The organism is Acidiplasma sp. MBA-1 (assembly GCF_000949015.1).
In the GTDB taxonomy this organism is placed as follows: domain Archaea; phylum Thermoplasmatota; class Thermoplasmata; order Thermoplasmatales; family Thermoplasmataceae; genus Acidiplasma; species Acidiplasma aeolicum.
The window spans coordinates 187,877-203,702 of record NZ_JYHS01000001.1 but is presented as its reverse complement, the minus strand read 5'-3'; the positions used below and the strand labels follow the sequence as shown (position 1 = coordinate 203,702).

Genomic DNA, 15,826 nt, shown 5'->3' with positions numbered 1-15,826 from the left:
CTGCATAGATTTATTTATATGTGTATATTATAATATAAATATGTATAACGATTATTTGGAAATACTTAATGAACTAAAGAATAATAACAAAAACTATGCTATTGCAACAGTAATAAGTTCAACAGGTTCATCCATAGCAAAACCCGGATTCAGGCTGATAGTTTCTGAAAACAGGATTATTGCGGGCACGCTTGGGAGCAGAAAAATGGATTCCTATGTTCTTGATGCCTGCAATGAAAGCATAAATAAAAATATGACAAAAAATATTTCAATTGGGCTTGATAAGAATAATAAAATTTATGATTATAACATGGATACAACCTGCGGTGGTGTAATAAATATATTCATAGAACCATTTTATAACAGCCAGAGAATTATAATATTAACAGAATCGGATGATGATGAGATTTATTTAAACATAAAAAAGATTGCAGGTATAATTAAAATAAATTTATTGAAAATAAATACTGAAAATGAAAAGCTGGAGGAAAAACTTAATGATATTGATTTAAAAAATTCTTATTTCATACTGCTCACTAAGAACGAAAAGGAAATAGAATATCTTTCATACATACTTAAAAGGGAACACAAATATATTGGGCTAGTGGCAAGCAAAAACAGGTTTAATAACGACTTAAAAAAATTAAAACAGAATTTTAATGATGATAAATTAAATGAAATAGACTGCCCTGCCGGAATAATGATTAATGCAATAACCCCCGAGGAAATAGCCGTTAGCCTGATATCTAAAATAATATTATTAAAGAATTCTGTATAATTATAAAATTTTTATATATTTATTAAATTGATGAAATTAAATATATATACAACTATTAAATAATGCATTAATGAATATAATCGATGTTGACAAAAGACTTAATATGAAAATGAAAATTGTGATATCATCTGATTCATATATATTTAGATGGTCAAAGCTGCATAATTTAAATATGACCCTTTTTTTCAGGAGCCAGGAAAAGAAGAATTATGCAAATGTATTCATTTATAAGGATAAAAATAAAAAAATTCCGAAAGAGCTTCTTGAATCTTATGGTGCATCGGAATTTGAAAATTATTTTTATGTAACAGTACAAATATCAAATGAGAAAATAATAAATTTAATAAATGAGCTGGTTCAGGTTAAATCATTAAAGCTATCAGAAACAACAATAGAGGATGGCAAATTGATTATTAGATGCAGATTTCACAGTGATTACAAAGCAGAAATCTCGCAAATTGTAAACAGATATCTTCTTATTCCATATTTTATAGATGATATATTAATAAAGGAATCGGAAGGATATAAATATTTACTCTTTAAAAAAAACAAAAGGATGGGGCTGGCAGTTATAAAGTACAGCGTTCCGTTTGACATAAAAAATCTGGGATATGGAGCCACTTTAATAGAACAGAGAAATCTTGTGGCCGAGGCCATAAATGCTCTTTCTGATGATAAGGATTTTAAAATTTTAATTTACGCCGATTCTGAACTTGAGGAAAATGATGAATTAAAATGCATTTCAAAAAATGCATTAATTTATGAAACATACATAAAAGATCCATTGTTTTTACTCATGAAGGAGAGATTAAATAACCATGGTATATTCAGGGATGGGACATATATCCAGATTAAAGATGGAAATGTAATCATAACACAATTTTTAAGTTCATTTAGACTCAATGAATATCTTCAAATTATGTATTCATCCGGCATGGAAATATACAAGGAAAACATTATAAAACTTAAAATGTGCTCTGATATTTACGATGAGGTTTTCGATGATTTAAATATAGTATAATCTTAAAAATTAAAAATTAATGTATTATATGTAAGCGAAAGTATTAAATTTTAAGCATATATTAAGTAGTATTGGCAGGAAATATATCAACTGATATTTTGCAGCGAATTGCGTCAAAATCGTTTTCTCTGGATACACATGCATTAAAAGTTGAGGAAAATTATTCTATAACGGGCATGTCAGGGACAGAATATCATTTTGATTATATTGTATTTTCCGGAGGGGAAAAAATTGCCATAAAAATTTCCTCTGACATATCATCTATAAATGATATAATGCTTTTTAATTCACAATGTATTGACAGCGGAATTAATAAAAAGATAATGATTGCCAACCGTGAATTAAATGAAAATGAAAAAAGGATGTGCCAGGCCTTTGGCATCATAATAGCGGATATAAAAAATTATGAAAATGATGAGTTATATTCAGGAAGGGCAAAGTTTGGAATTCCAGAGCTGGATGCAAAGCTTGCCGGTGGATTGAGGCCGGGATATGTTTATCTAATATCAGGAAAGACAGGAGCAGGTAAAACTACCCTTTCCAGCATGTTTTTAAGCTTTGGTGCAAAAAATAATGAAAAGGGTCTAATGGTTTTAACCGATACATTTCCGGATCAGTTTTTGGATAATATAAGAACAATGGACATAGGCTTTGGAGAGGCATATGAAAATAAAATGATAGAGATAATGGAAATATCAGACCAGATAAGGGTCATGAAGTCTGAGGTTTCTTCAGGTAATACAGATTTCAGAAAATTTATTACTAAAATTATTACAGAATTAAAAAGAATAATAATTACAAAAAACATAAAACGCGTTGTTATAGACCCTGTTACATTACTGCTTATACCTGATGATGATTACATAAACCTATTCCTTAACAGCCTTGCAATGAAGGATGTTACAGTTATTATAACAAGTGGATTGAGAACCACTGAATTAAGCGTTTTTGGTATGGAGGAATATTATGTTACAGGTATTATCAAGCTTGATTATGTAACCACCGGCGAAAATATAGATAGAACATTAAGAATTGTTAAAATGAGGGGCTCAATATTTGATTCCACCCCATCAAAGTTTAAAATTACCTCGGCAGGTATAATAATGGATGGAAAAAATTCAGGAATTTCTTCCCCCCCCCCGCGAATTCTGGGAGTTCAGACATATTTAAAAATATAGGTGATTAACTGAAAAAAAGAATATTTATCGTGGCAAATATTCTTTCAGTACTGTCCATTATTTTTATTATAGCTGGGATTATATCCTCTTTATATGCTGCAATTATTTTAAAGCACGGAAATTTAGAGGAATATATTTTTACCTTCTGGTTCTGGCTTGCCACGGTTTTCTTTGGAATACAAAGTATTTCATACTTTATATCTTTCAGGAGAAGCGTTTATAAGTATCCTGATACCATAAATTCCGCATATCTGCCGTCATTAAGAAACAGGGTGGCCATTATGGTACCAATATTTAACGAGGATATAAATATGTGCATAGACAATTTGCTGGCAATTCATACAAATGCAGGAAATTATGCAGATATTTATGTACTTGATGATTCCAATAAGGTCGATACAGAACCCATTAAGGAGATATGCCAGAAACTTAATTTACACTACATACACAGGAATAACCGTAGCGGTTATAAGGCCGGCGCATTAAACAATGTTTTGAGAACACTTAATGTAGAGTATGTGGCTGTGATAGATATAGACCAGACGCCTGCACCGGATTTTGTCAGGGAGACTGTTGCCCTGCTGGATAGTCATCCAGAGGCTGGATTTGTTCAGGTTCCGCAGGTATATGCCAACACTGACAGTGGTGTTCTTCCAGAGCTGGCCCAGGCGCAACAGTTTTTATTTTATGAAATTTTAACAGAGGGGAAGAGTGTAACAGGATCATTATTCTCATGCGGTACAAATGTTATTTACCGGCTTAATGCTTTAAAATCAGTAAATTATTTTGATGAAACAAATATAGTTGAGGATATAGCCACATCACTAAATTTAATAGCCAGGGGATGGCACGGGCTTTACTATAATAAAAAACTGGTATTTGGAAGGGCCCCAACAACAATGCAGGGATATGTAAACCAGCAATCAAGATGGATGCTTGGATCTTTGTCACTTGTACCCAAGGTTTTTAAAAACATAATTTTTTCAAAAAAATACAGCCTGGTGGAAAGGATTGACTGGTTTGCGGCTCCTACGTGGTATTTCTTCGGATTCTTTTATATTGTTTTTCTAATAGCCCCGTTTCTTGATGTCCTCGGTATAAAGGTTCTAACCGTTAATAGCATCATATATTTTTTTGCATGGCTTCCATATACAATTATAGTAATGTTTTCATTCTTTTATTCAAATGTATCAAAGGGTGCTCCATTTAGGTATTTATTATACAATATGGGTGCAAACATGCTTATGTTTTCATTGAGCATACAGTCTGTGATTTATGCAATTCTAAGAAAGAAAAAACCGTTCACCACTGCAAGAACAGGAGGTACAATGCCATGGAGATGGTTCTGGCCGCAGTTCACCATGATGTTTTTATTGGGATTTTCATCTGTTTACCTGATAATACACTTTTCTTTGTATAATGCAATTACTGCATTCTGGGCAGTATTTCAGTTCATTTTATTTATACCGGTTATATTTATTAACAGACCTGTAAAACAATCAGAAATGGACATGCCAGTATTTAAAAATGCAAATTAAAATATGAAAACATTTTAATATAAATATTAAATAATATACTGTGGAGATAGAGGATATAGATAATAAACTGGACATGCACTTTGAGATACATTTCAATGACTGGTCCAAGATTACTGAGATATCAAGGGAGCTTTCTTATAACGGTGAAATAGCAATAATATCGGAAGAAAAATCAATATATTTCTATGTTTTTTCCCCAAAAATGATGCCGATAAATACAGATACCTTTTTCCGTTGTTTGATGTTGAGGAAAGAAAAAATTATTTTATGGCACTTGGAAGGATAAATAATAGAAATATAAAGGATACAATTGACAGTATATCCAATATAGACGGATTAATTATTAATTCATACTGGCTTAAATCAGGAAGCATAGTAATGGAGGGTTACTTCCATCATAATAAGCTGCAGGAATTTTCCAATATAATTTTATCCCAGATTGTTCAGGCTAAAAATATAAATAAAATATTGTTAAGGCCGGTTAAAAGCATATATGCCAACATTAGAAACAGCTGCCAAAATTTTAAAAATATAGTAATTAGCATAAAGTATGATGAATTTAACAATGCCAGGGTTGCCCAGCTGCTTAAAAATACAGATACAATTGCCCAGCTTATAGATAATTATCCGGTTAATAATAAATTCAGAATAATTTTGTATTCAAATGATGATTTAACAAAATATGATGGTATAAATATAATATCAAGGGAGGATGGAATTTACACAACCAAAATAGAGGATGATTTTCTTGCAATATTAGGAAAAAAAACATTTGAATCAAGAATATCGTGGCAGTACTCTTTTATATATGAAAAAATGGGAAGAATTTATGCCAGTTTTTTAATACCTGATTACCGTGCAAGGGAGTACATTGATATGATTATTGCATCGCAGATGGAAATAAAGAGAATGGATCTTGTTACAATAGAAAATTATTCAAATATCAACGAAAATTAAATATTATTCTGTAAATGTTGCAGTATTGCCATATCCCTCATAAACAGTAATATAAAGTTTAAAATTATTTAAATATTTAATTAGCTCATTTTTTAATTTATTATAGATGAAAATTGCTATATATTCTGCAGATCCGACATTATATTCAAAAACAAATGCCTCATTAGAGTTTATTACAAGCTTCAATTGATCATTGACATAAACATAGTAATTATTTTCCCTTTCATATTTTATATCATTTTTAGGGATTATAAATTTATGGTCCATGGAATCTATTAAAGGTTTCACAAGATTTTTTATCACGGTAAAATCTATAACCATGCCGTTTTCTGAGATTTCATTACACTGAATTTCAACATCAAGGGCATAATCATGCCCGTGAAGGCGCCTGCATTTTATATTATCCGGGACGTAGTGCCCGGAACTCCATGTTAAATTTTTTTCCCTTCCAAGTATTTTTATTGTAAACATAATTAATCACCGATCATCTTCATGGCCTCAGCCTTTAATGACCTTACCGCCTTTTTAACCGATGGATTATATTTAAGTGATGAGGTTACCATGACAGCATTCTCCTGCTTGACACCGCGCATCATCATGCACATGTGCTTCCCCTTGACAATTACCATGACAAACAATGGATCAAGATTATTGTATAGAAAATCCACAATTTCTGATGTCATATTTTCCTGCAGCTGCGGCTTGCTCGCTATTTTATTAACCGATCTTACCAGCTTGCTGACACCAGCAATATAGCCTGCCGGCTTTGGCAGATATGCTATGCTAACAGTACCCTCAATGGGCAGAAGATGATGTGAGCACATTGAATAAAATGTTATATCCTTTAATATAACCATGCTTTCCTTGCCCTCCAGCCTGAACTTTGTAAAATTGAAATCTCCAGACTGGCGCCATTCCCTGAAAAAGCTGTCTATTCTTCTTGGAGTGTTTTCGAGCTCCTCATCATTAAACCATCCGTATTTTTCATGTAAATTGTATATTAACCTCTTAATGCTATCCCTAAGTTCATCCTCACCATACTCAGTTTCTGACATTATACACCTCTAAGATCGCCAAATATATATTTATGTTCCTGTATCATAAATTTAACATCCGCGGGGGCAGATTCAATAAATTTTTCTGCAATCTCCCTAATGCTAGATTTATACACCGGTTGTATTATGAATTGTATCTTTCTATTTATATTATTTTTTATTTTTATTATCTCCTCAATTGCAGTGTTAAAATCTTTTATATCTCCAGCAACAAATTTTATATAATCTCCATCTGACATATAATTAAGGTTATTATAATTAAATTTTCCATACATCCCAGATGATGGCAGCTTGAAGTCTATATCCTTGTAAACATTTTTATATAATGGTAGGAATCTTTTGATATCAATACTGCCTGAGGTCTCTAAAAGTATTTTATATTCAGGGTATATCAATTTAACAAGATCATTTAAATCTCTCTGAAGTAGGGGTTCCCCACCGGTGATACATATCCAGTTAAAATCGTTTTTTTGATGCCATCCATGAATTATATCAATAATCCTATCCAATGAATATTCAGTGCCCTCATTAAATGAGTACTTTGTATCACACCATGAACACCTTAAATTGCAGTATTCTGTTCTTATGAAGAGCATTTTTTCACCCGTGTAAATGCCCTCCCCCTGTAATGATAGAAATATTTCATTTATCCGCATGTTTTTAATAAGTTTAATGTGATAAAAAACATTTATGGTTAAATCGCATAAATTAATAAATATATTAAATATATACCTTAAAAAATGTCAACAACCTCTGAGAAAGTTCAGCAGTTTTTAAGGGACAATCCGGACATAAGAAATAGCATGAATATTGGAATAATTAACCAGTCGGCACTTGCCAGACATATAATGCATGAAATGTCAATAGAAAATTTTGACGCCGTACTTGCAGCGTTGAAACGCTATGATTATAAGGATCCATACCCATTAAAAAAGGAGATTCTCAAAAAATCCAATCTTGAGATGGTTTCAGGGCTTTCGATTATTGTTATAAAAAGGACATATAATAATTTAAAGATAATAACCAACATTATATTAAATAATAAAAGGTTAAATTCTGTAAAAATTGTTGATACATCGGATGGCATAGCATTAATAGCTGAGGATGTTATAGCATCAGAAATAATGAAATATGTGCCTGATGAACAGATATTAAAGGTTGATACAAACCTTGGCGAACTGATAATAAACAGTCCAGAAGCAATAGAGAAGGCAACAGGTTACATTAATTATATTACCTCACTATTATCAGATATAAATATATTGCAGATAATATCTTTTTACAATGATACAATTATAATACTTGACCAAAAAAATCTTACAGATGCCTTTAAAATAATTTCGTCAAAAATAGGTGAGTGAATTATTTTTATAGTTATTTATTATATGGCCCTATGAGCCGTTATGACCGGATAAATGAATTCAGGGAAAAGAACATTCCTTCAGGTGATGTTCTTTCTGCAGCTGATCTTAATAGAAATGACATAATAGTTGATGTTGGTGCCGGATCCGGATATTATTCAAGATTATTTTCTAATTATGTTGACACTGTTTATTCTGTTGAAATAAATCCAGAGGCTGTGGAATTAATAAGAAAAAATTCAATGGATAAAAATAATATAAAAATTATAAACGAGGATATATGCAGCCTTGATATAAAAAATTTTAACAAGGTTTTCTATTCACTGGTATTCCATGATATAGAGTGCAAGGATTATATTTTTAATTTTATGATTGGTAATTCTAAAAAACCATTAAAGGTCATACTGATAGAATTTAAGAATAATGCCCCAATTGGCCCACCTGTGAATATAAGGATAGAACATGACTGGCTTAAAAAAATATTTGAAAACCATGGATTCAGGGAAGAAAATTATATAGACCTTAAATACAATTACATAAATACATATATTATGAAATAAATGATAAAAAATTTATAAAATAATATAATTATTAAACCATGAGTGAGGATAATAACGGAAACCGTAATTCAATTAAACCTGTACCTAACAAAAAATTATTGATTCCTGATGCACCAATTAAAAATGGAAAAACAAAGGTAAGGGGCGGCAAGGAGAATGAGATACTTGAGGTAAATGAACCTGAAATAAATCCTTTTGGAATAAAGAATTCAAAGAGTATAATAAAGGAAAAACCAAAAAATAACCAGAATAAAAATAATGCAATATTTGGAAAAAAATAATATAGATTTAAAACCATTTTTAAATATAAATTTCTATGTGCATCATAAAAATATTATTTTGTAAATAACTCTAAAACATAAAATCAATATAAATTATTGACATAGCCAATTATGGTAATGTGTGTCATGTATAATTTAAAACTTAAAAATGTGCATCCATCAACAATATGTGTGCTGCTTTCCAAATTTGAGGATTCATTTAATGCGCTGCTGGATGTGATTACATCCCCGCTTCCAGAGGATAGCCTTGAGGAATTCATAGAGGGATATGCAAGAACCGACGAAATTATGCCTGAGGACAAAACCATTGGTTTTATAATAATAAATAAGGAAAAGAAGGTTGTGTCGTTAACCTTCACCCAGAATACCGGAATAGTAAGGCAGAATGTTGAAAAAATACTGGAAAAATATAAAAAACTTGGATACAAAACCGAGGTGGAGTACGCAAAAACTCCATATTAATACATTGTAAGGTTAAATTTTTTATCCATTTTCTCGTAATCATCTCTTGTATGGATTTCAAGAAGCTGTGATATTTTTTCCATAAATGGCACCGGATAGTTATCAAATTCCTCACGCCATAGAATTAGCCTCTTCTTTTCATCACTGAAAAGGACAACCTCTCCATGTTTCTGAAGGCAGTGTATGCATTCCGCAGCACTTAATGGGTCATCCTTAAGATCCTCAAAACATTCAGTATAGCTTTTCATAGATCACCGCACCTCTTTGCATCATATGACGGGTATTTTATATTATACCTGTTCATTGCGTATACTATATGATCCATTAATGACTGCTTATACTGTTCATAGGATTCAATATATGGTATAAAGCTCAGGTCCTCATTTTCAAGAAATTTGGAAAAATCATCCATGGATTCATTTCCCTCTATAACATTAATTATATGCTGTAAAAGTTTTTCCTGTTTAATTTTTCTGGCATGTTTATATCTTTCTAAATTCTTTGCCAGAACGGAGTAGGCATTCACAAGATCACCCTGGTCAATTGAATCCTTAAATACCTCAATAACATCATTTACATCCACATTAACACCTCATATTACCGCTATACCCACCAGATACGTATAAAGGAAGAACACCACACCAAAGGCCACAGTAAGTACTGCTGTGGCTATTAGTGAATACTTTACCGATGGTGTTAAATTAAATTCCACCCTGCTATCGTAAACATAGGATTCCCTTATAATTCTAAAATAATAAAATACAGATATTACACTGTTGATAATTGCTATGACTGCAAGCCACCACAGACCGGCTGCAACAAGTGAGAAGAATAAAAAGTATTTTGCAAGGAATCCGCCTGTAATTGGAACGCCTGCCAGGGAAATAAGCAGAATCCAGAACGAGAATGCAGATGCCGGTGATTTTTTGGACAGACCCCTAATATCATCTATCATTATCTTATCCTTCCTAATAAGGCTCATGGCAATGAATGACCCGCCCTTCATGAATATATAAACAAGGGAATAAAACATTGCCGTTGCAATACCAAGCCTTATATATGTGGCTGCCGGAACGGGTGATGAAATATTGTAATATGAATAGCTTATAAGTGCATAAACAAGTATCAGGTAACCTGCCTGCGAAACGCTTGAATATGCCAGAATCCGTTTTAAATTATTCTGTGACAGTGCTGCAACATTGCCGTATGTCATTGTAAGTATTGATAATATTGCGAAGAAATAAAATACATAGTTATAAAATGCAGAAAATCCAAGAACGAGTATTTTTAATAGAATCATGTATGCGACAATCTTGCTGCCCGTGGAAAGAAAGGCAGAAATTGAGTTTGGTGATCCATCATATGTATCAATGGCCCACTGCTGCATGGGGAATATTGCAAGCTTAAATCCAAAACCAATTATTATAAATATAAATGCAATGAGAACAGCCTTATCAAAATATATATGATTTACATCGAAAAGATTAAAGGTTCTAAGCCCAAGGTAAAAGAATGATATTCCAAGAACATTAAATGCTGTGCCCACAGTGCTTATTATGAAATATTTAAGTGAGCCCTCCAGGTTACGCCTTGTTTTGTTATATGCTGCAAGCACATATGTTATTATACTAACACCCTCAAATGATACAAATAATATTAAAAGGTTATATGTGTATGCAGATACCAGCATGGTTAATGTCATAAAAATTATAAGGGAATAAAATACATCATATCTCCCCCTTATATCGTTTAATGATGGTATTACAATCATCATTGATGACGCAATGAATATAAGTGCCCAGAATGAATCAAAATCATTGAAAATAAGACCGTATGAAGAATAATTATTTGAAAATATCAGGGATAGTATAAAGGCCAGTGCCAGTACAATTAATGTAAATAATGCCATGGCCTTTTTATTATCCTTTCTTATGCCAAATGCCAGCGCAACGAAACCTGCAATACCAAGCAATATTATTGAGTAAAAATATTCATAATCCATGTCAAAACACCACACTAAGAGCTTTTGCATAGGAGGCAAGCAGTTTAAACATTAATGTTGGATAAACACCAAAAAATATGGAAGATACCAGCATAAATAAAAGTATTAAGAACTCCGGTTTTGTAAGATCCTTAAGCGGGCCAAGCTTTTCATTATAAAAACCATACAATGAACGCTGTGCTGCCCATATAAAATATGCAGCAGTAACTATAAGCCCGAAAATAATTATAATTGCAAACAATCCTATTGTTTCAAATGATGAAACTGTAACAGAAAATTCACCTATAAAGCCTGCAAGTGCAGGCAGTCCAAGCGATCCGAGGAGTGCGGCAAGGAAAAATGTTGATGCGTATGGCATCTGCCTGTAAAGGCCACCAAGGCCATAAACCTGTATTGTATGGGTTCTTTTATAAATAAACAGCAATGAGGCGAAGGCAAGGGATGTAACAAATGCATGGGCTATGGTCTGGTACATTCCGCCTGCAAGGTCAAATGTTTTAACATATCCTGTTGATATAATGCTTGTGCCAAACGATATTGTCACAAATGCCATTTCGCCTGCGCTCGAGTATGCTATCATCCTTTTCAGGTTTGTCTGGAACATTGATGTAAATGCAAAGTAAACAACGCTTATTAGGCCAAGTATTATTAAAAAGTAGACAAGACTCTTTGGGAATAGTGGTGTAACCGGGTATAATATGCCTAAAAGTCCATAACCACCCATGGATAAAAGTCCGCCGGATAATAAAATACTCCCTGAAAATGGCGCTGTATAATGTGCATTGGGCAGCCATTCATGTAATGGAAATGTTGGGAGCTTGATTAGAAAAGCAAGGAGAAAACCAAAAAATGAGAAATAAAGTGCGAATTTTGGCAGTGATTTCTGAAATGCCAGATTCATAAGATCTGATATCTGAAATGTAAATACCTTGAATTCAATAAAATAATATGTAGAAAGCATGAATATTGATAGAAGCAGAAAAAGTGACCCCACATGTGTATAAATAAAGAATTTAATTGATATTTTTTCCTTGTTTATTGTGCCATACTTTGCTATGATGAAAAACATCGGTATTAAAACAACCTCCCAGAATATATAAAAGAACAGAAAATTTCTGACAGAAAATAAACCAACAAGACCAAATCCAACTGACATTAAAAGCCCAAAGAATGTGTCGTTATTTTCCCTTTCACCTATGGAAAGTGCAAATATTGTCACAATAAGTGCCATAATAACCAATAAATCTGTGAACCCTGTGAGGCCAAGTGAAAAATTTAACTCTATATGTATTCCTGAACTTGTATAATTTGCCAGAACATAATTGTATTTTGCAATTATATTTCCAAGGTAATTATTAAACCTAATGAAAGAGTATATTACAAAGGCCACAGACATTATACCAAGAAATACCATTGAAAAGTATTTGGCATATGACCTGGCAAAGAATGTAATAACCACGCCTATAAATAATACCAGAAGAAAATATGGAAGGAACATTATTTAATCATCCCCAGAAGTTCTATTATTATGAATAATATAGATAGACCTATGAGCAGAAAAACAACATAATAACCTGCAGAACCCGTCTGAATTTTTCTAAGGCCGGTACCGGCATCAGCAAGGTCAGAACCCATTTTATCTATGCTGTTATCATATGTTCTATCCCCATGGCCTATATAAAATGATAATGGTAATATGATCCTTTCAGCAACATAATCAGTATAAATGATATCAAGATAAAATTTGTTTTTAATTATTCTGTACAGAGGATTTCTTGATATATCTATCTTCTTATTTACTGTGTAATAATATATCATATATGCTATTCCTATGCCTATAAATGAAAATATTACGGGTATTACAGCTATGTAAAGTGGTGGTGTATATATATTTACTCCAGAGTATAAAAATTTATAGAATGGCTTCTGAATAATTCCAAGGGTAAGCGATAGAAATGCAAGCACCATAAGGGGCGTTAAATATACAAGTTTTGGGTCCCTGGCATGTTCGGCAAGGTATGATCTTGGCTTCCCAAGAAATACAAGAAAATACATTCTAAATGTATATACCGCAGTAAGAATTTCGCTAAAGAGAAGCAAAAGCCATGGTATAATGCTTCCCCCATTTAAATAATATTCATATGATGCTGATATAATCTGGCCCTTTGAAAAGTATCCAGCTGTTGGCGGTATGGCCGCAAGTGTTATTGCGCCTATTAGCATAAGAATTGCGGTTACAGGCATTCTTCTGAAGAGACCCCCCATTTGCTTTATATCCCTCAATTCAAGCAGTGCTATTAGTATAACTGCTGCAGACATAAACAAAAGTGCCTTAAATATGGCATGAACCACAAGATGATACATGCCAAATGTGACACCAGAATAGCCAATAATACCTCCAAGGCCTATCGATGCCAGCATGTAACCCAGCTGGCTTATTGTTGAATATGCAAGTACCCTCTTTATGTCATTCATGACTATGCCTAGTATGCCTGCGAAAAATGCTGTAAATGCACCTATGGCGGTAACGGTATAAAGTGAGTATGCCGCTGAGTACTCAAATAATGGAAAAACTCTTGCCACAAGATAAACACCGGCGGTAACCATTGTTGCCGCATGTATAAGGGCGGAAACAGTGGTTGGGCCCTCCATGGCATCAGGTATCCACACGTGCAGCGGGAACTGAGCTGATTTTGCTATGGCCCCTGCAAGAATTAAGAGTGTTGCAAGTGCAAGCGTATTTTTTCCAATTAAAATGGATATTTTATGTGCATTTGTAATAAGATATGGTATGCTGAGGGGGCTCACAGGGCTTATTTTAACAAGTGAGGTGTAAAGCACTGCCATGCCTATAATAAATAAAAGGTCCCCCACCCTTGTAACAAGAAATGCTTTTTTTGCAGCAGAGGCTGCATTTGGCTTGAAAAACCAGAAGCCTATTAATAAATATGAGCAAAGCCCGACTATTTCCCAGAAAAGGAATAATAAAACCAGATTGGATGATATAACAAGCCCCAGCATTGCTGTAACAAACAGACTTGTTTCTGAGAAGTATATATTTTTTCTTGGGTCCTCCCTCATATAAAATATGGCAAAGAGATTAATCATTAATGAAACAAAGGAAACCATCATTGCCATTAAAACGGTAAGATGGTCTATGTATATACCAAAATCTATATTATAAAACCACTGGTAATGGACATATATTGCATTATGATTTAAAAGATACAGATATGCATCTATTACAAGTATTAATGATAATAATATCATTATTGAGCTGAAAATTCCAGATAATTTTAGTCTGTATTTTCCAATTATGTATTCAGCAGGAAATGCAATTAATGGAAATATAAAAATTAAAAAGTATATGCCTACCATTTTATCTCCCTCAGCAGTGAAATGTTAATCTTACCATATTTTTTATAAACAACTGTAAATATTGCTATGCCCACAGCAGTTTCTATTACGCCAACAGCAATAATAAATAATGCAAATATTATCAGGCTTGTGGAATAATATAATGATGCTATGCCCACAACGTTTATTAATGCAGCGTTTAAAAGAATTTCGAGTGATATTATAAGCCTTATTCCAACCCTGGATGTTATAATACCGTATATGCCTATTGTAAAAAGAAGTAATGATAATTCAAGTACATATATAATATTCATTTTACCTCACCTGCTATAAACATAACACCTATGATGGATGCAACAAGTATAACTGAAAGCAGTTCAAATGGAACAAGGTAGGCTGAAAAGAGTAATTTTCCTATATTAAATAAATTCTGTGTCCTTGGTATAAAGCTTGCCCTAATGAAAAGTATGTTTGCCGCGAATATTATAAAAAATACCGATACCGCAATTTTTTGCAATTTATTCTTCATTTTCATAGCCTCCGGTCAGCATTAAAACAAACACAATTAGTATTATAACAGCGCCAGCATATACAAGGATTTCAACAGCGCCGATAAAGCTAAGGCCAAGCAGTATAAACATTGCAGCCAGATCAAGAAGAAACATAAGAAGATATATTGTTGAATGGGTTAGATTATTGGTTCTTACGCTTGCCGCAGCAAAAATGACCGCAATGGCTGCCAGTATAAGAAAAATTAACGTATAAATCATTTTATGACCTCATCCTCCTGCATTGTTAGCTCCTTTGGTGAGTATGTAAAACTGTTTCTGGTTCTTGCATCCTCGAACTGATGTGTTAGGTATATTGCATCTGTGGGGCATATTTCCTCACAGTTTCTGCAAACCGTGCACGTTCCAAAATTTACATCCGGGTAAATGTGCCTCTTGTTCTGAAGATTTTCTCTTGCCCCTCTGGCAGTTTCTATAACAACGTCACCCTTGGGTTTTGCCTCCTCATCTATTTTCCAGACCTCCATCTTAATGCTGTGGTTTGGACAAACCTGCTCGCATAATGTGCATCCAATACATGCCTCAGGGCTCAGAAATATTCTAAAACGGAATCTTTCAGGTATTTCTCCCTTATCCTCTGGATACTGAACAGTCACAGGCTTCTTAAACATGAACCTTCCTATATTATACATTGTCTGCAATGAACCTATGACCGGAATCGGCTTTTTTGGTATTTTTACCTCCTTTACTGTTGCAACCATCTTTCA

The 15,826-nt window shown here is 33.1% G+C and carries 22 protein-coding genes; 10 read left to right on the top strand and 12 right to left on the bottom strand.

The annotated features are described in order from the left end of the window. The first annotated feature begins 40 nt into the window (after positions 1-40). The 6 genes from TZ01_RS01035 to TZ01_RS01010 all read left to right on the top strand — a co-directional run bounded on the left by TZ01_RS01035 (position 41) and on the right by TZ01_RS01010 (position 5,472). Complete coding sequence (locus tag TZ01_RS01035) at positions 41-778, top strand: XdhC family protein (protein WP_048100953.1); 738 nt, start codon at positions 41-43, stop codon at positions 776-778. Positions 779-848: 70 nt separating this feature from the next. Further along, positions 849-1,799, top strand: a complete 951-nt coding sequence (locus tag TZ01_RS01030) for a hypothetical protein (RefSeq protein WP_048100952.1) — start codon at positions 849-851, stop codon at positions 1,797-1,799. A 71-nt stretch (positions 1,800-1,870) separates the two neighbouring features. Beyond that, positions 1,871-2,977, top strand: a complete 1,107-nt coding sequence (locus tag TZ01_RS01025; protein WP_048100951.1) for an ATPase domain-containing protein — start codon at positions 1,871-1,873, stop codon at positions 2,975-2,977. Between the two features lie 29 nt (positions 2,978-3,006). Beyond that, entirely contained in the window at positions 3,007-4,515 is a 1,509-nt protein-coding gene (locus TZ01_RS01020) for a glycosyltransferase family 2 protein (RefSeq protein ID WP_048100950.1), read from the top strand. A gap of 40 nt (positions 4,516-4,555) precedes the next feature. Beyond that, positions 4,556-4,801, top strand: a complete 246-nt coding sequence (locus tag TZ01_RS01015; RefSeq protein WP_048100949.1) for a hypothetical protein — start codon at positions 4,556-4,558, stop codon at positions 4,799-4,801. Then, on the top strand, positions 4,750-5,472 hold the full coding sequence (locus TZ01_RS01010; protein ID WP_048100948.1) for a hypothetical protein: 723 nt from the start codon (positions 4,750-4,752) through the stop codon (positions 5,470-5,472). Before TZ01_RS01015 ends, TZ01_RS01010 begins: the two co-directional genes overlap by 52 nt. 3 nt (positions 5,473-5,475) lie before the next feature. Here TZ01_RS01010 and TZ01_RS09110 read toward each other — a convergent pair whose 3' ends face one another. From TZ01_RS09110 to TZ01_RS00995, 3 genes are read right to left on the bottom strand one after another with little or no spacing between them, the layout of a single operon-like run. Continuing rightward, on the bottom strand, positions 5,476-5,943 hold the full coding sequence (locus TZ01_RS09110; RefSeq protein ID WP_052656657.1) for a 6-carboxytetrahydropterin synthase: 468 nt from the start codon (positions 5,941-5,943) through the stop codon (positions 5,476-5,478). 2 nt (positions 5,944-5,945) lie between these two features. Then, positions 5,946-6,527, bottom strand: a complete 582-nt coding sequence (gene folE / locus TZ01_RS01000; RefSeq protein ID WP_048100947.1) for a GTP cyclohydrolase I — start codon at positions 6,525-6,527, stop codon at positions 5,946-5,948. Then, on the bottom strand, positions 6,527-7,183 hold the full coding sequence (locus TZ01_RS00995) for a radical SAM protein (RefSeq protein WP_048100946.1): 657 nt from the start codon (positions 7,181-7,183) through the stop codon (positions 6,527-6,529). The genes folE and TZ01_RS00995 overlap by 1 nt, the downstream gene beginning before the upstream one ends. Positions 7,184-7,267: 84 nt before the next feature. Between TZ01_RS00995 and TZ01_RS00990 the strand changes: the two genes are divergently transcribed. From TZ01_RS00990 to TZ01_RS00975, 4 genes are all read left to right on the top strand, one after another. Further along, a complete protein-coding gene (locus TZ01_RS00990) occupies positions 7,268-7,888 on the top strand; it encodes a hypothetical protein (RefSeq protein WP_048100945.1) in 621 nt (206 codons plus the stop codon). Positions 7,889-7,920: 32 nt separating this feature from the next. After that, on the top strand, positions 7,921-8,448 hold the full coding sequence (locus TZ01_RS00985; protein ID WP_048100944.1) for a class I SAM-dependent methyltransferase: 528 nt from the start codon (positions 7,921-7,923) through the stop codon (positions 8,446-8,448). A gap of 38 nt (positions 8,449-8,486) precedes the next feature. Further along, entirely contained in the window at positions 8,487-8,729 is a 243-nt protein-coding gene (locus tag TZ01_RS00980) for a hypothetical protein (RefSeq protein ID WP_048100943.1), read from the top strand. Positions 8,730-8,840: 111 nt separating this feature from the next. Beyond that, the gene (locus TZ01_RS00975) at positions 8,841-9,191 is read left to right on the top strand and encodes a TA0956 family protein (protein WP_048100942.1); all 351 of its coding nucleotides are present in this window, start codon (positions 8,841-8,843) and stop codon (positions 9,189-9,191) included. Here the strand turns inward: TZ01_RS00975 and TZ01_RS00970 are convergent. The 9 genes from TZ01_RS00970 to nuoI are packed head-to-tail and all read right to left on the bottom strand — an operon-like array spanning position 9,188 to position 15,820. Further along, positions 9,188-9,439 carry a hypothetical protein gene (locus TZ01_RS00970; RefSeq protein WP_048100941.1) on the bottom strand — a complete coding sequence of 84 codons (252 nt, stop codon included), beginning with the start codon at positions 9,437-9,439 and terminating at the stop codon, positions 9,188-9,190. The two genes, TZ01_RS00975 and TZ01_RS00970, sit on opposite strands and share 4 nt — an antisense overlap. Next, positions 9,436-9,774, bottom strand: a complete 339-nt coding sequence (locus TZ01_RS00965) for a hypothetical protein (protein WP_048100940.1) — start codon at positions 9,772-9,774, stop codon at positions 9,436-9,438. Before TZ01_RS00965 ends, TZ01_RS00970 begins: the two co-directional genes overlap by 4 nt. A gap of 9 nt (positions 9,775-9,783) precedes the next feature. Further along, the gene (nuoN, locus tag TZ01_RS00960) at positions 9,784-11,193 is read right to left on the bottom strand and encodes an NADH-quinone oxidoreductase subunit NuoN (protein ID WP_048101331.1); all 1,410 of its coding nucleotides are present in this window, start codon (positions 11,191-11,193) and stop codon (positions 9,784-9,786) included. Between the two features lies 1 nt (position 11,194). Continuing rightward, positions 11,195-12,691: an NADH-quinone oxidoreductase subunit M gene (locus tag TZ01_RS00955; RefSeq protein ID WP_048100939.1), complete on the bottom strand. Its 1,497-nt coding sequence runs from the start codon at positions 12,689-12,691 to the stop codon at positions 11,195-11,197. Continuing rightward, the gene (locus tag TZ01_RS00950) at positions 12,691-14,571 is read right to left on the bottom strand and encodes an NADH-quinone oxidoreductase subunit L (protein ID WP_048100938.1); all 1,881 of its coding nucleotides are present in this window, start codon (positions 14,569-14,571) and stop codon (positions 12,691-12,693) included. Before TZ01_RS00950 ends, TZ01_RS00955 begins: the two co-directional genes overlap by 1 nt. Continuing rightward, positions 14,565-14,864 (bottom strand): NADH-quinone oxidoreductase subunit NuoK, encoded by a 300-nt coding sequence (nuoK, locus tag TZ01_RS00945; protein ID WP_048100937.1) that lies wholly within the window; start codon positions 14,862-14,864, stop codon positions 14,565-14,567. Before nuoK ends, TZ01_RS00950 begins: the two co-directional genes overlap by 7 nt. Continuing rightward, positions 14,861-15,079 (bottom strand): NADH-quinone oxidoreductase subunit J, encoded by a 219-nt coding sequence (locus TZ01_RS00940; RefSeq protein WP_048101330.1) that lies wholly within the window; start codon positions 15,077-15,079, stop codon positions 14,861-14,863. Before TZ01_RS00940 ends, nuoK begins: the two co-directional genes overlap by 4 nt. Next, positions 15,069-15,320, bottom strand: a complete 252-nt coding sequence (locus TZ01_RS00935) for an NADH-quinone oxidoreductase subunit J (protein ID WP_048100936.1) — start codon at positions 15,318-15,320, stop codon at positions 15,069-15,071. Before TZ01_RS00935 ends, TZ01_RS00940 begins: the two co-directional genes overlap by 11 nt. Further along, the gene (gene nuoI / locus TZ01_RS00930; RefSeq protein ID WP_048100935.1) at positions 15,317-15,820 is read right to left on the bottom strand and encodes an NADH-quinone oxidoreductase subunit NuoI; all 504 of its coding nucleotides are present in this window, start codon (positions 15,818-15,820) and stop codon (positions 15,317-15,319) included. Before nuoI ends, TZ01_RS00935 begins: the two co-directional genes overlap by 4 nt. Positions 15,821-15,826 lie beyond the last annotated feature (6 nt).